Source organism: Streptomyces sp. NPDC007983 (genome assembly GCF_042958345.1).
Taxonomy (GTDB): domain Bacteria; phylum Actinomycetota; class Actinomycetes; order Streptomycetales; family Streptomycetaceae; genus Streptomyces.
In genome coordinates this window covers 1-23,967 of record NZ_JBIBJI010000027.1, presented here as the reverse complement: position 1 = coordinate 23,967, position 23,967 = coordinate 1, and the positions used below count along the sequence as shown (strand labels likewise).

Below are 23,967 nucleotides of genomic sequence, written 5' to 3'. Positions count from 1 at the left end.
GCGGTCACGAGAGGCGTTCCAGGACCATGGCCATGCCCTGCCCGCCTCCGACGCACATGCTGACCATCCCGGTCTGCTTGTCGTTCCACTGAAGGGCGTTGATGAGCGTGGTGGTCATGCGGGCGCCGGTCATGCCGAACGGGTGGCCGAGTGCGATGCCCCCGCCATGCACGTTCAGCCGGTCGGGGTCCACTCCGAGGTCCCGGGCGGAGGGGATGACCTGCGCGGCGAACGCCTCGTTCAGCTCGACCAGGTCGATGTCCCCGATGGACATGCCGGCCCGCGTCATGGCCTGGCGGCAGGCGTCGACCGGACCGAGGCCCATGATCTCGGGGGACAAGGCGCTCACCCCGGTGGAGACGATGCGGGCCAACGGAGTTGCCCCGAGTGCGGCGGCCTTGCGATCCGACATGATCACCAGGGCTGCCGCTCCGTCGTTGAGGGGGCAGCAGTTGCCCGCCGTGACGGTGCCATCGGGCCGGAACACCGGCTTCAGTCCGCTCAGGCCCTCCATCGTCACGCCGGGCCGGGGGCCGTCGTCCTCGGAGACGACGGTTCCGTCCGGGAGCGTGACCGGGGTGATGTCGCGTTTCCAGAACCCGTCGGCGATCGACGCCTCGGCCCGGTTCTGGCTGCGCAGGGCGAACGCGTCCTGTTCCGTCCTCGACACCCCCCGCAGCCCGGCCACGTTCTCGGCGGTGTGTCCCATCGCGAGGTAGACGTCCGGCAGGGCATCCTGCTCCCGCGGGTCGCGCCAGGGAAGGGCGTCGGCCTGTTCGGTACGGGCCATCGCCTCGGCGAAGACGTCGTTCTTGGTGCCGGGCAGCCCGTCCGCCTTGCCCTGGCCGTAGCGGCTGACGGTCTCGACGCCGGCGGCCACGAAGGCCTCGCCCTCCCCCGCCCTGATCGCGTGGAAGGCCATCCGGGCGGTCTGCAGGCTGGACGAGCAGTAACGGTTCACGGTGGTGCCCGGAACCCGGTCCATCCCGGCGAGCACACCGACCACCCGGGCGATGTTGTAGCCCTGCTCACCGGCGGGCTGCGCACACCCGATCATCAGGTCGTCCAGATCGTGCGGGTCCAGCTCCGGGACCTTGGCCAGCGCCTCCTTGACCATCAGCGCGGCCAGGTCGTCCGGGCGCGTGTCCCGGAGCGCCCCTTTGCGGGCGCGGCCTATGGGGGAGCGTGCGGTCGCGACGACGACTGCCTCGGGCATGGTGACTCCTCAGGGCTCAGGGCTCGGGGTTAGGGGGGAGTTCAGGGGACGAGGACCCGTACGGTCTCGGCCACGCAGGCGGGCTTGGACTCGCCCTGGATCTCGACGGTGTACCGGACCACCGCCCGTACTCCGGCGTCCGTGTCCTCGACCCGCGCCAGCTCGGCGGCGGCCCGGACGCGGGAACCCGCCGTGACCGGGTGGGGGAACCGCACCCTGTTCGTTCCGTAGTTGATCGCCATCCGCACTCCGTCGACCCGGAAGATCCGGCCTCCCAGCAGCGGAATGAGCGACAGCGTGAGGTACCCGTGCGCGACCGTCGCCCCGTAGGGACCGTCCGCGGCCCTGACCGGGTCGACGTGGATCCACTGCGTGTCCCCGGTGACGTCCGCGAAGGCGTCGATCCGCTCCTGGGTGATCTCCAGCCAGTCGCCGACGCCGAGGGTCTGCCCCCGCGCGGCACGGAATTCCTCGAGGGTGTCGAAGACGCGCGTCGGGGCGGTCATGAGCGCGGCGCCCCGTCGATCCGGCTGTTGGCACGGGCCTTCGCCACCAGCGCCGGCAGCGCTTCGTCCAGCTCTTCGGTCTCCCAGCGGGCCCGCTTGACCAGGGTGGGCCCCTTGACCCAGGTTTCGGCCACGCTGATCTCGCCGCCCTTCACGGTGATCACGCGGCCGGTGATGCCCTCGCTGTGCGGGCTCGCCAGCCAGACGACGACGGGCGAGATGTTGGCCGGCGATCCGACGTCGAACCCGGTCCGGGCGCTCTCCTCCCGCACCTGGGCCGTGTAGCTCTCCACGTCCTCCGTCATACCGGTCAGCGCGGTCGGCGCGACCGCGTTCACACCGACGCCCAGGCGGGCGAGTTCGTCCGCGGCGGTGACGGTGAACGCCGCGATGCCCGCCTTGGCGGCCGCGTAGTTCGTCTGGCCCACATTGCCGAACAGGCCCGAGGGGGAAGAGGTGTTCACGATCCGGGGATGCGATGTCGGGGTCCCGGCCTTGCTGCGCGTCCGCCAGTACGCCGCGGCGTGGCGGGCGACGCAGAACGTTCCGCGCAGATGGACTCTGATGACCGCGTCCCATTGCTCGGGATCCATCGTGACCAGCATCTTGTCCCGCAGGATGCCCGCGTTGTTCACCACGGCGTGCAGGTCGCCGAACTCCTCGACCGCCGCCGTGACCAGTTGCCGGGCCGCGTCCCACGCGGAGACGTCACCCCGGTGGCCGATCGCCTCACCGCCCAGTTCGCGGATCTCCTGGACCACTCCTTCCGGCGAGGCCACGTCGTTCACCACCACGGCGGCGCCCTGGCGGGCGAACTCCAGGGCGTGCTCCCGGCCTATTCCGGTCGCCGCTCCGGTGACGACCGCCACCCGGCCCACGCCCGTTCCCCGTGTCATCCGTTCACCTCACCGTGTGTGTCCAGGTCTGCCAGCATCTGCTTGACCATCGGCTTGTTGTGCTTGCCGAACTCGGTCTTCGGGAGCTCCGCCACGAGCACGATCCGCTCCGGGTGGGACTGGCGCGGTACGTCGCGCTCCGTCAGCAGCCCGGTGAGGTCGGCCAGGGTCGGTTCGGTGCCGGGGCGCGGTACGACGACCGCGACCGCCTGCTCCCCGAGCCGGGGGTGGGGCACGCCCACGACGGTGATGTCGGTGACGTCGGGGTGCTGGACGAGGAGGCGTTCGAGTTCCAGGGGGTCGATGTTGATGCCGCCCCGCCGGATCACGTCCTTCAGCCGGCCCACATAGCGCACGAACCCCGAGCCGTCGATCGACACGATGTCCCCGGTGCGCAGGTATCCGTCGCGGGTCACCGTCTCCGCTGTGAGATCGGGGCGATGCAGGTAGCCCAGCATCAGGGAGGGTCCCCGCACGAGGTACTCCCCCGCGTCGCCGCCGCCTTCGACGAAGCACTCGACACCGTCGAAGGGGAGGCCGTCGCGCGCCATACGGACGTCCTGGGCCACGTCGGCCGGCATCACCGCGTGGCCCACGCATTCCGTGAGGCCGTACATGCGCCGGATCCTGAAGCCGAAGCGCCGCTCGGCGGCCGCGTACCGCTCGTCGGAACCGGACCCCGCGCTCAGGCCGCGCACCGAGGACCACATCGGCACCTGGTCGTCGTCGAGTTGCAGCATGTCGTAGATGTGCGTGCCGGACATCAGGCACCAGGTCACGCCGTACCGGCTGACGGCGCGGCTGGTCTCGCCCACCTCCCACCGGGTGACGGGCAGCACGGAGGCACCCGCGATGATCGGCGCGAAGAGGGTGAAGATGGTCCCGCTCGCATGCCCGAAGGGGCCGGTCGACAGGACCACGTCCGAGGGCGACAGCCCACATCGCCCGGCGTACTGGGTGGCCGCGTAGACGGCGGCGTCCTCGGAGTGCATCACGACCTTGGACGGGCCCGTGGTACCGCCGGTGGAGAGCAGGAGGAACGGTGCGCCGGTGTCGGTGTGTCTCACGTCGGCCGCCTCGAAGCCCGAGCACGCGGAGGCCACATCGGGCAGATCGGTGGCCCAGGCCGGCGCGTGCGCGGCGTCCGTGAGGACCAGGGTGCGAACCGGCGCGTCCCTCTCCAGGTCCTCGGCCGTGCCCTTCCAGTCCCGCTTGGCCAGCACCCGTCCGGAGATGACCACGATGGTCGCGCCGGTCGCGTCCAGCAGTCCGAGGAGCTGGGACCGGGTGGCACGGCTCGGCAACGGGGCCAGTGTGGCGCCGATGCACGAGGCGGCGGCCACGACCGCGGTCGCCTCCCAGCCGCTGACGAGGGGAGCCACCACCGTGTGCCCGGGGCCGACGCCCCGGTCGAGCAGAAAGGTGGCGAAACGGCGGGCCGCGGTGGCGACTTCGGCGTACGTCCGGGGGTCGTCCCCCACGTACAGGGGGGCGTCCGGGCTCAGCCGGGCCCGCTCGGCGAGGATCCGCATCAGACTGGTGTCCTGCCACAGGCCCGAGGCGCGGTACGACGCCTGGAGTTCCGATGGCAGGAGCGGGTGTGCGCTAGGACTCATGACCACCATCCACGAGAAGACACGAACCCGTCACGTAGGACGCCGCGTCGCTGGCGAGGAATCTGACCACCCGGGCCACCTCCTTGGCCTCCGCCCAGCGGCCCAGGGGGATCTGGGCGATCGACCGGTCGCGGAATTCCCGCTGCTGCTGTGCCGCCGTCAGATCGGTTTCCACGAGATGAGGGGCGACCAGGTTGGCGCGCGCGCCGGACGGGGCCAGCTCACGCGCCAGGGTCTTGGTGAGCCCCACGAGCGCGTGCTTGCCCGACACGTACGCCGACAGCGCGGGCCGGCCGTGGAAGGACGCGCTCGATCCCACGGTGACGATGTTTCTGCCGACGCCGCCGGGAGCGGACCGCCAGGTCCGCATGACCGCCCGGGACGCCAGGAAGACACTGGTCAGGTTCAGCTCGATGGTCTTGCGCCAGCCGTCGGCCCGGATGTCGGAGAGCGGCACCTTGAACGGCGCCCCGCCCACGTTGTTGACGAGGACGTCGACGCGGCCGAACCGGTCCACGGCGCGCGCCACCATGGCGTCCGAGGCCGCCTCGTCGGTCATGTCGGCCACCACGCACTCGACGGCGCGTCCGAGGGCCGCGATGCCGTCCCGTGCCGCTTCGAGCGCTTCCGGGCGGCGCGCGGCCAGGACGATCCCCTCGGCTCCCGCCTCGGCGGCCTCCACCGCGATGGCCTGCCCGATGCCACGGCTGGCGCCGGTGACCAGCACCACCTTGCCCGCCAGCCGGAAGGGCGCGTCCGAGGCGTTCATCCCCGGCCCCGCACGACGATCGCTCTCAGGTGTTCCAGCCACCGGACCACCTCCTCGGCATGGTCGACGAACGGCATGTGCGCCGCCGGTCCGACGGGTACGAGCGCGCCCCCGGTCCGCTCCGTCAGCGCGATGTGGTCCCGCAGGGAGACCGACCGGTCGAAACCGCCGCGCAGCACCAGCGTCGTCGGCTGGGCGACGGCCGGATCGATCCGCGGCCGGTGGTCGCGGATCGCCCGCAGATGCCGGGCCATCGTGCCCGCCTCGCGCGACTCGAAGTCGGCCACCACCGCCGTGAGGTGCTCGGGCGGCCCATCGGGTCCGACGCAGCGACGTGCTGTCTCCGGGAACATGGCCGCGCCCTTCGCGTCCACGCGGTGGATCAGCTCCTCGGACACGGGAAACTCCCAGCCGGCGGCGAGCAGCATCAGACCGGCCACGGGGACGCGCTGAGCACATTCCAGTGCCACCAGCGCGCCGAGGGAGTTGCCGACCAGGATGCGGGGGGCCGGCATCATCAGAAGCGCTGCCTCGAGGGAGTCCGCCATCGCGGGGACGCTCTCGACGTCCGGCAGGGCCGTCACCGTTCCGGAGAAACGTTTCGCTATCGGCTGCCACAGCGTGGCGCCGCCACCGGCGCCGGGGAAGAACGCCCAGGACACGGTGGCCCCCCGGCCGACTCCTCGCGCCAGGCCGTCGTGGATGAGATCGGTTGCCTCGTCGATGCTCACGCCATCAGCTCCAGCCCGACGTCGATGAGTCCGGGAATGGTTCTCGTCAGTCCCTCGTACACGGGGTCGATACGCCTTCCGCGTCGGTGCAGTCCCAGGTTGTAGCCGAGGATCGCCGCGTACTTGTGACACGTCGCGGCGAGGACGTACTCGAAGTGCGGCTCGTCCGCCATGGCCACCATGTCTTCCAGGGGGATCGCGGCCGCCTCGCCGCTGTAGCGCTCCCCGAACCGTTTACGGATCGCGAGCAGGCACAGCCCCGCCTTGTCCGACGCCGTGACCCCCAGGTGTGCGATCTCCCAGTCGAGGACCGCGGCCACACCGCCCTCGCGGAACACCAGGTTGCCCGGGTGGTAGTCACCGTGCACGAGCCGCACTCGGCCGGTGGCGGGTGTGCTCCCCAGGAGCTTTGCCTCCAGTGCCGGGGCGCGGCTCACCAGTTCGGCGGGTGCGCGCTCGCGCAGTGCCACCCAGCGTCGCACCTCGGCCGCCGGCTCGGTCACCGCTTCGTCGCCGATCCCGGTGGCCGGGGGTGGCACGGCACCGATCAGGTCGATCGTCTCGAAGGCGATCCGCATCAGAGCGTGCGGAGTCATGGTCTCCAGGGCCGCGTCCAGCCGGTCTCCTTCGACCTTGGCCATGAGCACGAACGGCCGTCCGTCGACCACCGGGTCGGCGGAGAAGGCGAGGATCTCCGGCACGGGTACGGAGGTCGAGGCCAGCGCGTCCATGATGCGGGCCTGCCGCACCACGTCGGCGGGCCCCACCGGCCGGGCCCCCGGCGGGGGCAACCGCAGGACGGCCTCCGTACGACGGCCCTCCCGTTCGGCCTCGACCCAGTAGGTGAAGCCCGAATGGCTCTCCGGAATGGCCCGCAGCGACACGTCCCGCGCTCCGGGCCAGGCGGCTTCGAGGGCCGCGGCGATCACCGGAAGACCCGGGGGCTTCGTGCTCGGTTCAGTCATCATGGCCGCTCCGCGCCAGTACACCGGCGGCGAAATCCACCGCGGCCGCGCGGCGGGTGGGCACGTGGTCGGACGGCCACGGCCCCTCCGGAGCCCGGTATCCCTTGAGGACCTGCCGGGCGACCGCGGTTTTGTGGACCTCGTCCGCACCGTCCACGAAACGTGCCGCCCGGGCGCGGCGGTACATGTGCTCCAGCGGAAGGTCGCCGGAGAACCCGAGTGCTCCGTTGGCCTGGATCGCCCGGTCGATGACGCGGTTCAGCACCTCGGCACCGAAGTACTTGATCATGGCGATGTCGGTCTTCGCCGCCGCCGCTCCCTCGGTGTCGATGACCCAGGCCGCCTTCAGGGTCATCAGCCGGGCAGCTGCCATCTCCGCCGTGCTGTCGGCGATCCACGACCGCACCAGGTCGGATTCCGCGAGCGGACGGCCACGCACCTCCCGTTGCAGCACGCGCTCACACATGATGTCGAGAGCGCGCTGGGCCTGTCCCAGCCATCGCATGCAGTGATGGATCCGGCCGGGCCCGAGGCGCATCTGAGCGATCTTGAAACCCTCGCCCACGCCGCCGAGGATGTTGGCCGCGTCGATACGGCAGTTGTCGTAAGCCACCTCGGGATGGCCGAACCCCAGGCGCTCCGGGCCGATCATGGTCGGGACGTTGCGGACCACGTGGAGCCCCGGGGCGTCCTTGGGAACGATGAACATCGACGCCCGGCGGTGCGGTCGTTCGTCGGGGTCGGTGACCGCCATCACGATCAGGAAGTCGGCGGCCATCGCGTTGGAGCTGAACCACTTGTGCCCGTTGATCACCCACGTGTCTCCGTCACGTGTGGCCGTGGTGTTCATCCGGGTGGGGTCCGACCCGGCGTTGTCCGGCTCGGTCATCGAGAACGCCGACCACATCCGGCCGTCGAGCAGCGGGTGGAGCCAGGTCTCCTTCTGCTCGGGCGTGCCGACGAGGGCGAGGATCTCGGCGTTGCCGGAGTCCGGGGCCTGACAGCCGAAGGCGTACGGGCCCCAGAACGACGTACCGATGATCTCGTTGAGCTGTGCCAGCCTGACCTGACCGAGCCCTTGCCCACCGAGCTCAGGGGGGAGGTGCGCCGCCCACAGACCACGCGATTTCACCTCCGCCTGAACCGCCCGGAGGACGGCCTCGAACTCCTTGTCCTCCCCATCGAGGACCTCCAGCGGCCACACATGGGTCTTCATGAACTGCCGGACCCAGCTCAGCTCACGTTCGAACTCCGGATCCACCGCGAACACAGCGGACATGTCGTGCACTCCTCCCGCGTGCCGGATGGGGGTCAGCGCCCTTCCCATGTCGGCTGGCGCTTCTGGACGAACGCCGTGGCGCCTTCCTTCGCGTCCTGCGTCTGGTGGTTGCTCATCACCATGAAGTGCTCGAGCAGGGCGATCGTCTCCCGGTCCGCTTCCAGTCCACGGCCGACCGCGAGCTTGCACCACTCCATCGCGAGGGGACTCTTGTTGATCAGCGGCGCGACGAACTCGTCGATGGCTTCCTCGAGCTGGTCCGCCGGAACGGACAGGTTGACCAGCCCCCATTCCTCGGCCTGCTTGCCGGTGAGGAGCTTGCCGCTCCAGAACAGTTCCTTGGTCTTCCGGAGGCCGATGGACCGGGGGACCGCCCAGTACGGGCCGGCTCCGCCGAGCAGGCCGCGGTTGAGGTGGTAGTCGCCGATCTGCGCGTCGTCGGTGACGATGGCCAGGTCGCACCACATCATCATCTCGAAACCGCCGGCGACCGCGAACCCGTGCACGATGGCAATCGTCGGCTTGGAGATGTGCCAGTCGTTGCTGAGCGCGAGCAGCCCCGACGAGCGGACGATGCGCCAGCTCTCCGCCTGGTTGCCGAGCGCCTCGCCCGACAGTTCCTTGAGGTCCCGTCCCGCGCAGAAGGCCCGGCCACGGCCGCGGATCAGGATCGCGCGGACCTCCTCGTCGGCGTCCGCCAGCTTCAGCGCTTCCTCCCGCTCCCGCGCGAGGGTGTTGTTGATCGCGTTCAGCGACTCGGGGCGGTTCAGCCAGATGGTCGCCACCTTGCCGTCGTCCGACTTCTCGTACTCGAGGGTTTCGAAGGTCACCACAGGACTCTCCTCTTCTCGGATCTTTGATAAAAAATCTAATATCAAAATACGGGCCGACGGGGCTTCCCACAAGAGGGAACCGTCAGGGGATGAAGGTCTCGACGAGGGAGGCGTCCCCGGCGGCGAACCTGCCGAGGGCCGCCTGGTGCATGGCCGCACTCCCCCACCTGCTCTGGAGCTCATGGCCGTACAGCAGCCACCGGTGCAGCGGGTGCTCCCTGGTGAACCCCATGCCCCCGTGAATCTGCAGCGCGTGGTCATTGGCCAGCGCCCCGGCCCGGCTCGCCACGGCCTTCGCCACAGCGGCCGCCAAGCCGCTCCCGGGGTCGCCGGCGGCGAGCGCACGGGCGGCGCTCCACGCGGTCGGCCGTGCCGACTCGACCGCGGCCGCCATGTCCGCCAGCATGTGCTTGACCGCCTGGAAGCTCCCGATCGGAGCCCCGAACTGTTCTCGTGTACGGGCCTGCTCCGCGCTCAGCTCCAGCAGACGCCGGGCGACGCCGCCCAGCAGTGCCGCCGTGACCCACGCGCCTCTGGTACGCAACTCCGGCACCGACGCCCCGGGCTCCCCGAGGGCCGACCCCGCCCCCATCGCGGACACCTCTCCCCCGGCCCGCGCGACGCCACCGGCGGCCGACCCACCGGCCTCGGCCACGCACACCCGGCCTTCGTGCTCCACGAGCACCAGGTCGGCGCCCCGGCGGGTGCCCAACCCACCGCTCGGGCACATCGTCGTACCGAGGCTGTCCCCGGCCGCGAGCGCGGGCAGCCAGCGTGTCCGCTGCTCGGCCGTTCCGTAGCGGGCCACCATCGGCGCCACCACACCGACCGTCTCGGCGATGGGGACCGGCACATCGGCGTAGCCGGCCTCCTCGATGATCAGCACCACATCGGTCTCGGTCATGCCCGCGCCGCCGAACTCCTCCGGAACCGCCAGCAGCGGCAGCCCGATCTCCGCGAACGTGGCGCGCGCCGCGGCCACCTCCGCGTCCCCCGGCGCCGCCGCGCCGCCCGACGAGGACGCGAAGGCCTTCGCCGCCAGCCGGGCGAACTCGGTCTGCTCGTCGCTGAACGCATCGATCACGGTGCTCACCTCGGCATCCCGAGCACGCGCTCGGCAATGATGTTCTTCTGGATCTGGTTGGTCCCCGCGAAGATGCGGGCGGCGCGTGAGTACCAGTACTCGGCCATCCACTCCTCCGCGCGCTCCGTCGGCGCCCCGTCGCGCAGATCCCCCGTGGCGCGCAGCACGCTCTCCCCCAGCTGGAACAGCCGCACCTGCAGCTCGGACCAGATGAGCTTGTTGTAGGCGGCGGTCGACGTCGGAGGGTCGGAGGTGGCCTCGGCGGCCACCCGGTTCGTGTAGTCCCGGTACATGAGCACCTGGGCCAGCACGTCGCCGAACTCCAGCTCGACCGCCGGATCGAGTCGCACACCCGCCGAGGCGACGACCCGGCGCAGCCGTTCGAGACGGTTGAGGTACTGGACGTAACTGCGCCGTCCGACTCCTCGCTCGAAGCCGAGCGCCGTCATGGCGACGCGCCAGCCGTTGCCGATTCCCCCGACGACGTTGTCGAGGGGAACCCGTACGTCCTCGAAGAAGATCTCGGCGAACTCGGGCCGGCCGTTGAGCTGCATGATGGGACGGACAGTCACCCCGGGCGCCCGCAGGTCGATCATCACCCACGTGATACCGCGGTGCTTGGGCCCGGCGTTGTCCGTGCGGACCAGGGCGAAGATCCAGTCGGAGTAGTGGGCTCCGGTGGTCCAGATCTTCTGTCCGTTGACGACCAGCTCGTCACCGCTGCGGACGGCCCGGGTGCGAAGGGAGGCCAGGTCGCTCCCCGCGTCCGGCTCGCTGAACCCCTGGCACCACACCTCGTCCGCGCGCAGCATCGCCGGCAGCCAGCGGCGCCGCTGCCGTTCCGTGCCGAACGCCATGAGGGTCGGGCCCGCCAGCATCAGCCCCTGGATGTTGATCCGCACCGGGCCGTGCGCCCGCTCGTACTCCTCCTGGAAGACGAGGCGCTCCCGTTCGCCCGCGTCGCGTCCGCCGTGCTCCACCGGCCAGTGCACGGCTGCGTACCCGGCGTCGGCCAGCTTCCGTTCCCAGGCCCGGTAATCCGCCGCGGCGGCATGGCCGTCGAGCGGGGGAAGAGTCCGCGGCACGTGTTCGCCGAGCCAGGCGCGCAGTTCCGCGCGCCAGTCGGCCAGGCTCCGGTCCTCGGCCACTGCCTGTGTCATCGCCACTCCTCACAAGCCTCCGCTGCTTCTGATTAAATATCATTGATATTGCCGCAATGGCCCTCGGATGAGGGCGCGATACTCCCAACCGCCTCGGTCAGTGGTCCGGGGCCGGCACGGCATCGGGATCGATCTTCACGTCGACGAGAACGGGCCGGTCCCGGTGCTCGATCGCCGCCAGCGCCTCATCGAGTTCGGCCCGGTTCCGTACGGTGAGGCCCTGCCCGCCGAGAGCGGTGGCCACCGGCCCGAGATCCGGCCATGCGAAGGTCGAGATCGCCGGGTCCATGCCCTTGTCGCGCAACTGGATGTGCTCCGCGCCGTAGGCCCCGTCGTTGAGAACCACCACCACCAGGTCCAGCCCGTGCCGGACCGCGGAGCCGAACTCCGCGAGCCCGCCCAGCATGAAGCCACCATCTCCGGTCACCAGCAGCGTCGGCCGCCCGGGCATACCGAAAGCGGCCCCGACGGCGTTTCCCATGCCCAGCCCGATGGAACCGAAGTTGACGGTGTGCACGTACGCGCGGGGTTCCGGCACCCGCAGGATCCTCAAGGCATGGTGGATGAACCGCCCGCCGTCGAGGACGAGCGTGCGCTCCTCCGGGAACGTCGACTCCAGCCGCATGAGCGCGGTGCGCAGGTCCACCGTGGAGTCCGTGCCACGGTCCGGGAACCCATGACGCGTCCGGCCGGCCAGTTGCTCGGCGAGCTTCGGTGAGGCGAATCCCGTGGGCTTGACCTCGGCCTCGTCGAGCCACGCGACCAAAGCGTCGGCCACCGCCGTGGCATCGCCGACGACTTCCACCTGCACGGCCGAGTGCCGCGTCGGCGCGAGGAGGTCGACATCGACGTGGACGAGCTTCTTGCCTTTCAGCAACGAGCCTTCGACCGTCGTCCACTTGTTCAGCGACGCCCCGAACGCCACGACGCAGTCGCTCCGCGTGATGGTGTCCAAGGCGCTCTGATCGGAGAGCGTCCCGAAGATCCCGAGTTCGTACGGCTCGCCCCGGAAGAGGTCGCGCGCACGCAGCGTCGTCGCGACCGGCGCCCCGATCCGGCTCGCCAGGCGCAGCAGCGCCGTGCGCGCATCGGGCGTCACGGCCCCCTGCCCGGCCAGGACGACGGGGCGCTCGGCGGACGCCACGATGCCCACGGCCCGGTCCATCACCTCCGGATCCGGCCGCACGGCCTGCGCAGCCGGCCACGTGGGGGAAAGCGGCGCGTACGTCACCTGCTCCCACTGGAAGTCCACCGGCATGTTGAGCACCACGGGACGGCGCTCCAGGAGCGCCCGGCGGATCGCCGTCGTCAGGTCCTCGGCGATCGTCCGCGGGGTGCGGACCTGTTCGAAACCGGCGCCGGTCGGCATCACCACGTCCCGCTGGGAGATGTTCTGGAAGTTCTCCCGGTCCGCGACCGCGGTGTCCCCCGCGATCAGCAGGATCGGTGTGCGGTCCCTGACGCTCTCCACCAGCGCGGTCACCGTGTTGGTCAGCGCGGGGCCGTGGGTGACGGTGGCGACACCGAGATGGCCCGATGTCCGCGCGTACCCGTTCGCCGCGAGGACGGCGCCGGCCTCGTTCGCCATCGAGACGAAGGTCCCTCCCGCTTGGCGCTGAAAGGCGTCCATCGCATAGAGGTTGGCGTCGCCCAGCACCCCGAACACGGTGGTGACGCCGTGCTCGGACAGCGCCCGCGCGGTCGCTTCGTGGAACAACATGGCTACTCCGTTCACCTCACGGGCCATCACATCTTGCTCAGCGTGTCGGAGCCGCCGAGTAGCATCGCCAGGCTGACACCGGCGGCCGTCACGGCGGTCATCACCAGGGCGACGGCCGCCACCATCGGATAGCTGCCGTTGTTCCAGTAGTCGTACAGCAGCGTGCCCATGACCCGGGTGGTCGAGGACCGCACGAGGAGCGAGGCCGTGAACTCATGGGTCAGCAACACGAACAGCAAGGCCGCCGACCCGGCCAGGCTCGAGCGCACGAGCGGCAGCACGATGGTCGCGTAGGTCCGGACGAGACCGGCCCCGCTCGCCCGGGCGGCCTCGATGTACCCGCGCCCCAGTGCGAGGAGGGTGGAGAGCTGCATCCGGGTGGCGAACGGGATCATCAGGGTGACGTAGGCGAGGATCATCACCCACGGCGTCCCGTACAGCACGAAGGGGCGCGAGGTGTAGGTGATCAGGAAACCGGCACCGAAGATCACCGCAGGTATCCCGAGCGGCATCGACACCAGGAAGTCGAGGACGACGCGGATCACCCGGTAACGCTGTCCGCGGATCAGCACGCACGCCACCGCGAACCCGAGGGGCAGAGTGATCGCCATGGCCGCCACCGCGTAGGTGACACTGTTGACGATCGCCGACGCCGCCTCCGGCTGTGCGAACAGCTCGTTGAAGTTCTCCAGCGACAGCCTGGCGAAGGACAGCCTTCCCGTCCAGTACGGCGACAGCGCGACGAAGGCCAGGGCGCAGATCGGCAGCACACTCGAGACCGCGGCGTAGAGCACGATGACGACGACGGAGAGGGCCGACGACCCTCCCGGGGTGCGCATGCCCTTCCCGGTGTGCGTGACGAACCGCGACTCGCCGCCCAGCAGCCGCTTCTGTGCCAGGACGACGAGGATCCCGGCGATGAGCAGCGGCGAGCCGAGTGCGGCGGCCGGGCCGTATTCCACGGGGGTCTGCGAGACATGCCGGTACATCTCGGTGGTGAGAACCTCCACCCCGGAACTGGTCCCCAGCAGCAGAGGCGCCGTGAGCTGCCCGAGACTCAGCAGCAGCACGACTCCGGCCGCGTAGACCAGGGAGGGACGCAGCAGCGGAAGCGTGACGGTGAAGAACACCTTCAGCCGCCCGGCCCCGCTCGCCCGGGCCGCCTCCTGGAGGTCCTCACCGATGTTCCGCAGTCCGGACGAGACGAACACGTAGACGAAGGCGCTGAGGGAGACGCCGGTGATGAAGATGATCCATTCGATCGAGGTCACGTCGAGCGGGCCCTCGGACCGGCCGGACCAGAAAGGCAGGAGGCGCAGCACGGTGTTCAGGTAGCCGGCGCTGGGCGACGCCAGGAAGGACCAGCCCACCACCGATGCCACCGCGGGAAGGACCAGGGGGAGCATCGGGAAGATCCGCAGGAACCGCAGCTTCCGGGGCAGCCTGCCGGCGGCCCATGCCAGCACGGTGCCGGCCACGAGTGCCAGCGCGACGGACCCGACGGCGAGCCAGACCGTGTTGAGGACGGCACGGCCGATGCCATGGGCCGAGAAGGCCTGCCGGTAGCCCTGTGCTCCGTCGCTGAACGCCCTGATCTGGAGGCTCACCAAAGGCGCGACGACCAGATATCCGATCACGACCGCGAGCGCGGTCAGCCCGAGTCGTCCGGGTGCCGCGCGAAGGACGTCAGGCACGGTCGGAGCGGTGGACGGCCTCCTCATCATGCGATCACCCCGACGGAAGCCGGCTCGGCAAGGTGGCGGGCGCCCTCGGTGGCGTCGAAGTACCGGGCGGCCTCGGTGTCGAAGGCGAAGACGACCCGGTCCCCGCGCCCCAGTACGCCGAGGAAGTCGTCGGGCCGGCGGATGTCGGCCCGTACGCTCAGCCGGAGGCCGCCGCCGGTCTCGACCGTCACATCGAGATGCCTGCCGCCGAACTCGACATTCGCGACGACGGCCGCAAGGCCCGCCTCATGAGGGGCCAACGAGTCGGGCCCGGTGGCCAGGCGCGCGTCGTCCGGGCGCACCCGTACCACGGCGTCGCTCGCGGCATGTGACGGCCGGAGCATCGCGCCGAGGATCTCGTCCGTGCCCGACTTCCAGACGCCGTCGGCGAAGTGGGCGACGATCCGGTTCGACATGCCGGTGAACGCCGCGACGTATTCCGTGGCGGGGGCCTCGAACACGTCCCGGGGAGAGCCCAGTTGCTCGATCGCCCCGGATCGCATGATGGCCATCCGGTCCCCGAGAGCGAGGGCCTCGCTCTGGTCGTGCGTGACGAACACGGCGGTGAACGGCTTGCGCTGGTGCAGTTCGTGGAGTTCTGCCCGTACCTGGTCACGCAACCGGGCGTCGAGGTTGCTCAGCGGTTCGTCGAAGAGCACCAGGTCGGGCCGTGCGACGAGCCCTCGCGACAGCGCCACGCGCTGCTGCTGGCCGCCGCTGAGCTGGGACGGATAGCGGTCGAGCAGATCCTTGCAGTCGACCAGTCCGGCGGTCTCCTCGACCCGGCCGGACGCGAGAGCCTCTTTCATCTTCCTCGCCTTGAGGGGATAACCGATGTTCTCGCGCACGGTCATATGCGGCCACAGGGCATACGACTGGAACACCATCCCGATGAAACGCCTGTTGGGCGGGAGATCGATTTTGCTCGCGTGATCGAAGACGACTGAGTCACCCAGCCGGATCGTTCCCGCCCCGGGGCTCTCCAGGCCGGCGAGACAACGGAGCGTCGTGGTTTTCCCACAGCCACTCGGGCCCAGCAGAACCAGGAATTCGCCGTCCTCGATCTCGAGATCGAGGTCCGCGACCGCGACCGTGGGTGGGTTCCCGTCGAAGCGACGGGTGAGTCCGCTGACCGACACGTGGGACATGTCTTTCCTCTCGGCGATGAGCAGGCGGTGCGGTCTTGAGCAGGCCGACAGGTGGGAACGTCACCGCCATGACGGCTCGGTCCCGGACCGGCTACCGGAACATCTTGTTGAACTTGTCGACGAAGGCCCTGAACTGCTCCGGGCTCGCGCTCATCACGCCACCCGTGGTCGTCTTGTCGGCGGTCGTCGCGACCCCGGGGATTCCGGGGAGCACGGATGCCGTGTGGTTCGCGATGATCTCCTGGCCCGCCGGCGTGAAGATGTAGTTCATCAGCAGTTGTGCGGCGTGCGGATGCTTGGCGCCCTTCAGGACGCCTTCGTAGAACGGCGCCGCCCATGCCGGACGCGCAAGGCCGCCGTTGACCGGAGCACCGGAGTCCTTGGCCTGGTAGAGCGCGGCCTGGGCGACCTGGGTGGCCGCGTAGATCTCGCCGGACGCCAGCCCTTCGGACATCGCGGCGCCCGCCTGGTAGATGCGTGGCTTCTGCTGGGCGAGCTTATCGAGGAAATCCGCGCCGTATCGTTTCTCCAGATAGGTGTAGAAGTCCATGACCGCCGGCGTGAACGGAGCCAGTATGCCGATCTTGCCGCCGCGCAGTTTCGGGTCGAGCAGGTCGCGGAAGCCTTTGAGGCCCTTGCTCCAGCGCTCGGTGTTCCACGCGTAGCTCATCGTGGTCGTCATCGATCGCAGCACATGGGGAGCGAGAGTGTTCGCCTTCCGGTCGAACCCGGGGGAATCGAGTGCCGGCCCCTGCGGATCGACGAACGTGCCGCTCGCGGCCTTCTTCTGGAGGTAGTTCTCATCGGTCATACCGACCATGTCGGCGATACGGTTTCCGGTCTTGGCCTCGGCGTCGAGCTTGGGTTCGAGATCGCTGTCGGCGGCCCGGAAAACGCGCACCTTGATGCCGTACTTCTTTTTGAAGGCCGCCGCCAGTTGGCTCATGGTGTCCTCGGCGTGGGCGGTGTAGATGACCACCTCGCCTTCCGCCTTCGCGTTCCGGACGAGCTTCTGCCACGTCGCGTCACCCTTGGGTCCCGTCCGGTCGGACAGTTTCCAGTGCGGCGAGGCCTTCCCGGAACCGCATGCGGTCAGTGCGAGCCCCATCACGAGGGCGATCACGACGGGACGGAAGTGTGAGAGTCGTTGAGACGCGGCCCCCCGCGCGCCCCAGCGTGTGCCTGGGAGCATCAAGACGGCTCACTCCTTCAAATATTTCTGATAAAAGATCAGGATGAGCCTCATTAGATACCGGCGCGAGATGGGCGGTCAAGAGGTGTGCAAGCTCGAACGGCGCGACACATTCGAGACACGAAAACGCCCCATACCGGACGGCTGGGGCGTGTGCTCGGTATGGAGCAGGGCAGCGGCCGCTACGCGGCCCGGGCCAGGGGCCCGCGGCTCAACGCCGTGAACGCGGCCGTGAGCGGACCCCTCGCTGATTCATGGTGGCGACCGATCGGCCGGTTCGCCCTGGCCGGTCAGCCCGCGGGCAGCTCAGCAGGGTCGTCGCCGTCGGCGTCGTCCGGAAGAGGCAGAAAACTCACCGCGTGCGTGCCCGTGCGGCGGATGTGACCCCGCATGGCCTCGGCGGCGGCCTCGGCGTCACCACGCTCGAGGTGTTCGATGATCGTGAGGTGGTCGCGCACCGCGATCTCCCATCCGGAGTCGTGGAACCCGACCGGAACGCTGCTCGCCAGGAGCCCGAGCAGCCACATCAGCCGGGGAGACCGGCTGGCCCGGTTGATGATGGCATGGAAGTGGTCGTTGGCGGCTTCCCGTTGGGCCGGGTCCTTGTGAGAGGCCATCTCGTCCACCGCGGCACGCAGTGAGGCGACCTCCTCCTTGGAGAGATTGGCCGCCGCCCGCTCGGTCGCCAGCCCGGAGACCATCGCGTAGACCTCGTACTGATCGAGGATGTCCTGACGGCGGAAGTCCCAGACGAAGGATCCGCGCCGCGGAATGGTCTTGATGAGACCTTCCCGCTCAAGGGCGATCATGGCCTCGCGAATGGGCAGCCTACTCAGCTCGAGCCGCTCGGCGAGTTCATCCTGGTTGATGCGCTCCCCGGGCTTGAGCTCTCCGGCAAAGATCGCCCGGCGGACCCAGCGTGCGACTTCATCCTGGAGGTTTGGCCGCGCCATCCCGCTCCCTCATCCATGGTTCGCGACGTGTCCCGCGAGGCTGTTGACAATATCAAAGATCCGCGATCGATCCCTCCCCGCCCCTTGGCGCATATCTTTGATACATTATCTCGCTTCGACTGTGCGAGGTGCAAGAAGCCCGCCACGGATCACACGCGTTCCACCACGGTCGCGTTGGCCATGCCACCCCCCTCGCACATGGTCTGCAGCCCGTAGCGGCCGCCGGTCCGGCAGAGCTGGTGGACCAGCGTTGTCATCAGGCGGGCGCCGGTGGCACCCAAGGGATGGCCGAGGGCGATCGCGCCGCCGAAGGCGTTGGTGCGTTCCGGGTCGGCGCCGGTCTCCGCGAGCCACGCCTGCACCACCGGTGCGAACGCCTCGTTGATCTCCACCAGGTCGATCCGGTCGAGCGGCACTCCCGATCGGTCCAGGATCTTCTCGGTGGCGGGGATGGGCCCGGTGAGCATGAGGACGGGGTCGGAACCGACGACGGCCATGGTGTGCACCCGTGCCAGCGGTGCCAGCCCGAGCCGGCGCACCGCGTCCTCGGAGGCGACCAGCAGGGCGGCGGCCCCGTCGGAGATCTGGCTGGACACCGCGGCGGTCAGCCGGCCGCCCGCGGTGAGGGGCTTCAGCCCCGCCATCTTCTCCGGCGAGGTGTCCGCGCGGGGCCCCTCGTCGGCCTCCAGGCCGAACGCCGGCACGATCTCGTCCGCGAAGGCCCCGCCCGCCTGGGCCGCCAGGGCCCGCCGGTGACTGGCCAGTGCGTAGCGCTCCATGTCCTGCCGGGAGATGCCCCACTTCTCCGCGATCAGCTCCGCCCCGCGGAACTGGGAGATCTCCTGATCACCGAAGTGGCTGCGCCAGCCTTCCCCGTCGTACGGGACACCCATGCCCTCGCGCTCGCCGAGCGTGGCCGGGCTGCCGATGGGCACCAGGCTCATCGCCTCGACCCCGCCCGCCACGACGAGATCGGCGGAGCCGGACATCACGGCCTGGGCCGCGAAGTGCACGGCCTGCTGGGACGAGCCGCACTGCCGGTCGATGGTCGTGCCCGGCACGTGCTGGGGCAGACCGCCGGCCAGCCAGGAGGTGCGGGCGACGTTGGCGGTCTGCGCGCCGATCTGGCTCACGCAGCCGAAGTACACGTCGTCCACGGAGCCGGGATCGATACCGGTCCGGTCGATGAGCGCACGCAGTACGTGCGCTCCGAGGTCCGCGGGATGCACGCCGCTCAGCGCGCCCTTGCGGCGGCCCACGGGGGTGCGGACGGCGTCGACGATGAAGGCTTCGGTCACGGTGCGCTCCGGAGTCCGGGTGGTCGGGATGGTCGGGTCGGGTGTGTCCGCGGTCAGACGTTGCGCCGGTATTCCCCGCCGACCTCGAAGAAGGCCTCGGTGATCTGCTGCAGGGAGCAGACCCGGGCGGCGTCCATCAGCGCCGCGAAGACGTTGCGGCCGCTGGTGGCGGCTTCCTTGAGGGCGGCCAGGGCGGCGGGTGCCCGGTCGCGGTGGCGGGCCTGGAAGTCGTGGACGCGCTTCAACTGGGACTGCTTCTCGTCCTCGGTGGCACGCGCCAGCTCCACGGCCACCTGGGCCTGTTCGGTGTCGGCGTCCGGGTGGCGGAAGGTGTTGACGCCGATGACGGGCAGGGTGCCGTCGTGCTTGCGCTGCTCGTACAGCATGGACTCGTCCTGGATGCGGCCGCGCTGGTAGCCGGTCTCCATGGCCCCGAGCACACCCCCGCGCTCGCTGATCCGCTCGAACTCGCTCAGCACGGCCTCCTCCACCAGGTCCGTGAGCTCGTCGATGACGAAAGAGCCCTGTAGCGGGTTCTCGTTCATCGCCAGGCCCCACTCCCGGTTGATGATCAACTGGATGGCCAGCGCCCGGCGCACCGAGTCCTCGGTGGGAGTGGTGACGGCCTCGTCGTAGGCGTTGGTGTGCAGGCTGTTGCAGTTGTCATAGATGGCGATCAGCGCCTGCAGGGTGGTGCGGATGTCGTTGAAGTCCATCTCCTGGGCGTGCAGGGAGCGTCCGGAGGTCTGCACGTGGTACTTCAGCTTCTGGCCCCGTTCGCCGGCGCCGTAACGGTCCCGCAGGGTCACCGCCCAGATGCGGCGGGCCACCCGGCCGAGCACGGAGTACTCCGGGTCCATGCCGTTGGAGAAGAAGAACGACAGGTTGGGGGCGAAGTCGTCGATGCGCATCCCACGGGCGAGGTAGGCCTCGACGTAGGTGAAGCCATTGGCGAGGGTGAAGGCGAGCTGGCTGATCGGGTTGGCCCCGGCCTCGGCGATGTGGTACCCGGAGATGGACACCGAGTAGAAGTTGCGCACCCCCTTCTCGATGAACCACTCCTGGATGTCGGCCATCATCCGCAGGCTGAACTCGGTGGAGAACAGGCAGGTGTTCTGGCCCTGGTCCTCCTTGAGGATGTCGGCCTGCACCGTGCCCCGGACACTGCGCAGCACATGCCCCCGGATCCGCTCCGCCTCCTCGGCGGTCGGCTCGTGTTCGTGTTCGGCGACGTAGGCGTCGAGCTGCTGGTCGATCGCGGTGTTGAGGAAGAAGGCGAGGATGGTCGGGGCCGGCCCGTTGATCGTCATGGATACCGACGTGGTGGGCGAGGTCAGGTCGAAGCCGTCGTACAGCGCCTTCATGTCCTCCAGGGTTGCCACCGACACACCCGAGGTGCCCACCTTGCCGTAGATGTCGGGACGCGGGTCGGGATCGCGGCCGTAGAGGGTGACCGAGTCGAAGGCCGTGGACAGCCGGGTGGCCTCGCTGTCCTCGGACAGGTAGTGGAAGCGCCGGTTGGTACGGAACGGATCACCCTCACCGGCGAACATCCGCGCCGGGTCCTCGCCCTCCCGCTTGAACGGGAACACCCCGGCGGCGAACGGGAAGAACCCCGGGAGGTTCTCGGAGCGCAGGAACCGCAGCAGCTCCCCATGGTCGGTGTAGCGCGGCAGCGCCACCCGGGGGATGCGGTTGCCGGACAGCGACTCGCGGACCAGGGCGGTGCGCAGCTCACGGTCGCGTACGGTCACGACGAGTTCGTCGCCGGAATAGTCGCCTACGGTCTGCGCCCAGTCGGCCAGCGACCTGCGTGCTTCCGGCGCGAAGACGTCCTCCGCGTCCTGGAGCAGCTTCTCGACGTCGCCGGTGTTCGCGCCGGCCGCCGCGAGCTCGTCGCGTACGGCCGCCAGTTGCTGGATCCGGCGTGCCTGCCCGGCCAGGATGCCGGTCCGCTGGTGGTAGCCGCGCACCGTGTCGGCGATCTCCGCCAAGTAGCGCACCCGGGACGGGGGCACGATCTGGGTGGCGCCGCTGGAGTGGCGCACCGCCACCTCGGGAAGCGCTCCGGGCGCCACCGGCAGGCCGCGTTCGGCGAACAGGTCCCGCAGATGCTGGTAGAGCGCGGTGACCCCGTCGTCGTGGAAGGTCGACGCGCTGGTTCCGAAGACCGGCATGTCCTCCGGCCGCTGCCCGAACGCCTCGCGGTTGCGGACCAGTTGCCGGCCCACATCACGGAGCGCGTCCTTGGCTCCGCGCCGCTCGAACTTGTTGATGGCCACCACGTCGGCGAAGTCGAGCATGTCGATCTTCTCCAGTTGGGAGGCCGCGCCGAACTCCGGCGTCATCACGTACAGCGACACATCCACGTACGGGACGATCGCGGCGTCCCCCTGCCCGATGCCCGGCGTCTCCACGATCACCAGGTCGAAACCGGCCGCCTGACAGGCCGCAATGGCATCCGCCAGGCCCTCGGGAACCTCGCGTCCGGCGCGGGTGGCGAGCGAGCGGAAGAAGACCGTGTCGCCATCCAGGCAGTTCATGCGGATCCGGTCGCCCAGCAGGGCTCCGCCACCGCGCCGCCGGGTCGGGTCGACCGCCAGCACCGCCACCTTGAGCCTGCCCTCCTGGTCGGTGCGCAGCCGGCGCACCAGCTCGTCGGTCAGCGAGGACTTCCCCGAGCCTCCGGTGCCGGTGATACCGAGGACCGGTATACGACGGGACGCCGCGGCTTCACGCAAGAGGCGCAGTTCGGGGTCGGCCACCGCACCGGCCTCCAGGCCGGTGAGCAGCCGGGCCAGCGCCGGCCTCTCCCCTGCCAGCACCTTGTCCAGCGCGGCCGGGGCCGCATCCCACAGGGCGGTGTCACACGCCTCGACGATCGAGTTGATCATCTTGGCCAGGCCGAGGCGTTGACCGTCCTCCGGAGAGAAGATCCGCACCCCGGCACGGGCCAGTCGTGCGATCTCCTCCGCGACGATGACCCCGCCGCCTCCCCCGAAGACCTTCACGTGTCCGGCGCCACGCCCGCGGAGCAACTCCACCAGGTACTCGAAGTACTCGATGTGCCCGCCCTGGTAGGAGCTCACGGCCACGCCCTGGACGTCCTCCTCCAGCGCCGCCGTCACCACCTCGTCGACCGAGCGGTTGTGCCCGAGGTGCACCACCTCGGCCCCCTGGGACTGCAGGATGCGGCGCATGATGTTGATCGCCGCGTCGTGCCCGTCGAAGAGGCTCGAAGCCGTGACCAACCGGACCGGCCGCTTCGGCCGGTACAGGGACTCAGCGGGGGCGGGAGCAGACAAAACGTCCTCCAGACGGCCGCCGACGAGGCGACACGAACGCATTCATGGACGGGAAGGATGAACGGGCGGACAGGCATCGGACCGAAGACGGTCCGGCTCCCCCGCCGTCACTGTCAGACGCGTCACGCCCGACCGCCACATCCGGCGTCAGCCCTTGCGGGTCCTGATCTCCTCGGTGAGCTGCGGGACGACCTCGAAGAGGTCGCCGACCACGCCGTAGTCGACCAGGTCGAAGATCGGGGCCTCGGCGTCCTTGTTGACGGCCACGATGGTCTTCGAGGTCTGCATACCGGCCCGGTGCTGGATCGCACCCGAGATACCGGCCGCGATGTACAGCTGCGGGGACACGGTCTTACCCGTCTGGCCCACCTGGTTGGTGTGCGGGTACCAGCCCGCGTCCACCGCGGCGCGCGAGGCGCCGACCGCGGCACCGAGCGAGTCGGCGAGGGCCTCGACGACGGGGAAGTTCTCCGCCCCGCCGACACCCCGGCCACCCGAGACGACGATCGCGGCCTCGGTCAGGTCCGGACGCCCCGTCGACTCCCGCGCGGCACGGGAGACGACCTTGGTGCCGGTGGCGGTCCCGGAGAAGGACACCTCCAGCCTCTCGGCGGCACCCGCGGCCGGAGCCGCCTCCGGCGCGGCCGAGTTCGGCTTGACGGTGATGACCGGCGTGCCCCTGGTGACCCGGGACTTGGTGGTGTACGCGGCCGCGAACACCGACTGCGTCGCCACCGGACCCTCCACGCCGGCCTCCAGGTCGACGGCGTCGGTGATGATGCCCGAGCCGATACGGACCGCGAGCCGGGCCGCGATCTCCTTGCCCTCCGCGGAGGACGGAACCAGCACGGCGGCCGGGTTCACGGCCTGGTACGCGGCCTGGAGCGCGTCCACCTTCGGTACGACGAGGTAGTCGGCGAACTCCGGCGCGTCAGCGGTCAGCACCCGCACCGCGCCGTACTCGGCGAGGGTGGCGGCGGTGTCCGCGGCACCGGCACCCAAAGCCACCGCGACAGGCTCGCCGACCCGGCGGGCCAGCGTCAGCAGCTCCAGGGTGGGCTTGCGGACGGCACCGTCCACGTGGTCGACATAGACAAGGACTTCAGCCATGGGACTTCTTCTCTCCTGCGAATGCGAGGGGGTCGGGGCGGTGAGGCGGCTCGGGGTGAACGTCCGACCCGCCGGGCTGCGCAATCAGACGAACTTGCGCTCCGCGAGGAATGCGGCGAGCTGCTTGCCGCCCTCACCCTCGTCCTTGACGATCGTGCCCGCCGTGCGGGCCGGGCGCTCCTCGGCGCCGTCGACCGCGGTCCAGGCGCCCTCAAGGCCCACCTCCTCGGCCTCGATGTCGAGGTCGGACAGATCCCAGGAGGTCACCGGCTTCTTCTTGGCCGCCATGATGCCCTTGAAGGACGGGTAGCGGGCCTCACCCGACTGGTCGGTCACCGACACCACCGCCGGAAGCGACGCCTCCAGCTGCTCGGTCGCCGTGTCACCGTCCCGGCGGCCCTTGACCGTGCCGTCCTCGACCGAAACCTCCGACAGCAGCGTGACCTGCGGAACGCCCAGGCG

The 23,967-nt window shown here is 69.9% G+C and carries 20 protein-coding genes; all 20 read right to left on the bottom strand.

All coding sequences use genetic code 11. The annotated features are described in order from the left end of the window. Nucleotides 1–4: 4 nt before the first annotated feature. Nucleotides 5–1,216, bottom strand: coding sequence for an acetyl-CoA C-acetyltransferase (locus ACFZCY_RS41000; protein WP_391185718.1), 1,212 nt, complete (start codon nt 1,214–1,216; stop codon nt 5–7). Between the two features lie 41 nt (nt 1,217–1,257). Next, nucleotides 1,258–1,722, bottom strand: a complete 465-nt coding sequence (locus ACFZCY_RS40995) for a MaoC/PaaZ C-terminal domain-containing protein (protein WP_391185715.1) — start codon at nt 1,720–1,722, stop codon at nt 1,258–1,260. Further along, nucleotides 1,719–2,618: an SDR family NAD(P)-dependent oxidoreductase gene (locus ACFZCY_RS40990; protein ID WP_391185712.1), complete on the bottom strand. Its 900-nt coding sequence runs from the start codon at nt 2,616–2,618 to the stop codon at nt 1,719–1,721. The genes ACFZCY_RS40995 and ACFZCY_RS40990 overlap by 4 nt, the downstream gene beginning before the upstream one ends. Beyond that, nucleotides 2,615–4,234, bottom strand: a complete 1,620-nt coding sequence (locus ACFZCY_RS40985) for an AMP-binding protein (RefSeq protein ID WP_391185709.1) — start codon at nt 4,232–4,234, stop codon at nt 2,615–2,617. Before ACFZCY_RS40985 ends, ACFZCY_RS40990 begins: the two co-directional genes overlap by 4 nt. Beyond that, the gene (locus ACFZCY_RS40980) at nt 4,224–5,045 is read right to left on the bottom strand and encodes a glucose 1-dehydrogenase (RefSeq protein ID WP_391185706.1); all 822 of its coding nucleotides are present in this window, start codon (nt 5,043–5,045) and stop codon (nt 4,224–4,226) included. Before ACFZCY_RS40980 ends, ACFZCY_RS40985 begins: the two co-directional genes overlap by 11 nt. Continuing rightward, complete coding sequence (locus tag ACFZCY_RS40975) at nt 5,000–5,734, bottom strand: alpha/beta fold hydrolase (protein ID WP_391185702.1); 735 nt, start codon at nt 5,732–5,734, stop codon at nt 5,000–5,002. Before ACFZCY_RS40975 ends, ACFZCY_RS40980 begins: the two co-directional genes overlap by 46 nt. Further along, a complete protein-coding gene (locus ACFZCY_RS40970; RefSeq protein ID WP_391185700.1) occupies nt 5,731–6,699 on the bottom strand; it encodes a phosphotransferase in 969 nt (322 codons plus the stop codon). The genes ACFZCY_RS40975 and ACFZCY_RS40970 overlap by 4 nt, the downstream gene beginning before the upstream one ends. Next, nucleotides 6,692–7,978 carry an acyl-CoA dehydrogenase family protein gene (locus tag ACFZCY_RS40965; protein ID WP_391185697.1) on the bottom strand — a complete coding sequence of 429 codons (1,287 nt, stop codon included), beginning with the start codon at nt 7,976–7,978 and terminating at the stop codon, nt 6,692–6,694. The genes ACFZCY_RS40970 and ACFZCY_RS40965 overlap by 8 nt, the downstream gene beginning before the upstream one ends. A 32-nt stretch (nt 7,979–8,010) precedes the next feature. Next, nucleotides 8,011–8,808: an enoyl-CoA hydratase-related protein gene (locus tag ACFZCY_RS40960; protein ID WP_391185694.1), complete on the bottom strand. Its 798-nt coding sequence runs from the start codon at nt 8,806–8,808 to the stop codon at nt 8,011–8,013. 85 nt (nt 8,809–8,893) lie between these two features. Then, nucleotides 8,894–9,895, bottom strand: coding sequence for an acyl-CoA dehydrogenase family protein (locus tag ACFZCY_RS40955; protein WP_391185692.1), 1,002 nt, complete (start codon nt 9,893–9,895; stop codon nt 8,894–8,896). Between the two features lie 5 nt (nt 9,896–9,900). After that, the gene (locus ACFZCY_RS40950) at nt 9,901–11,055 is read right to left on the bottom strand and encodes an acyl-CoA dehydrogenase family protein (protein ID WP_391185690.1); all 1,155 of its coding nucleotides are present in this window, start codon (nt 11,053–11,055) and stop codon (nt 9,901–9,903) included. Nucleotides 11,056–11,152: 97 nt separating this feature from the next. Then, a complete protein-coding gene (locus ACFZCY_RS40945) occupies nt 11,153–12,775 on the bottom strand; it encodes a thiamine pyrophosphate-binding protein (RefSeq protein ID WP_391185687.1) in 1,623 nt (540 codons plus the stop codon). Nucleotides 12,776–12,801: 26 nt separating this feature from the next. Beyond that, nucleotides 12,802–14,469: an ABC transporter permease subunit gene (locus ACFZCY_RS40940; RefSeq protein ID WP_391185681.1), complete on the bottom strand. Its 1,668-nt coding sequence runs from the start codon at nt 14,467–14,469 to the stop codon at nt 12,802–12,804. 26 nt (nt 14,470–14,495) lie between these two features. Further along, nucleotides 14,496–15,647 (bottom strand): ATP-binding cassette domain-containing protein, encoded by a 1,152-nt coding sequence (locus ACFZCY_RS40935; RefSeq protein WP_391185678.1) that lies wholly within the window; start codon nt 15,645–15,647, stop codon nt 14,496–14,498. A gap of 91 nt (nt 15,648–15,738) precedes the next feature. Continuing rightward, on the bottom strand, nt 15,739–16,770 hold the full coding sequence (locus tag ACFZCY_RS40930) for an extracellular solute-binding protein (RefSeq protein WP_391185675.1): 1,032 nt from the start codon (nt 16,768–16,770) through the stop codon (nt 15,739–15,741). A 359-nt stretch (nt 16,771–17,129) separates the two neighbouring features. Beyond that, a complete protein-coding gene (locus ACFZCY_RS40925) occupies nt 17,130–17,792 on the bottom strand; it encodes an FCD domain-containing protein (protein WP_391185672.1) in 663 nt (220 codons plus the stop codon). Nucleotides 17,793–17,941: 149 nt separating this feature from the next. After that, on the bottom strand, nt 17,942–19,090 hold the full coding sequence (locus ACFZCY_RS40920; protein WP_391185669.1) for an acetyl-CoA C-acetyltransferase: 1,149 nt from the start codon (nt 19,088–19,090) through the stop codon (nt 17,942–17,944). A gap of 53 nt (nt 19,091–19,143) precedes the next feature. Then, a complete protein-coding gene (icmF, locus tag ACFZCY_RS40915; RefSeq protein WP_391185666.1) occupies nt 19,144–22,395 on the bottom strand; it encodes a fused isobutyryl-CoA mutase/GTPase IcmF in 3,252 nt (1,083 codons plus the stop codon). 147 nt (nt 22,396–22,542) lie between these two features. Beyond that, nucleotides 22,543–23,505 carry an FAD-binding protein gene (locus tag ACFZCY_RS40910; protein ID WP_391185663.1) on the bottom strand — a complete coding sequence of 321 codons (963 nt, stop codon included), beginning with the start codon at nt 23,503–23,505 and terminating at the stop codon, nt 22,543–22,545. 84 nt (nt 23,506–23,589) lie between these two features. Beyond that, on the bottom strand, nt 23,590–23,967 hold a 378-nt coding region (locus tag ACFZCY_RS40905; RefSeq protein ID WP_391185660.1), incomplete at its 5' end, for an electron transfer flavoprotein subunit beta/FixA family protein.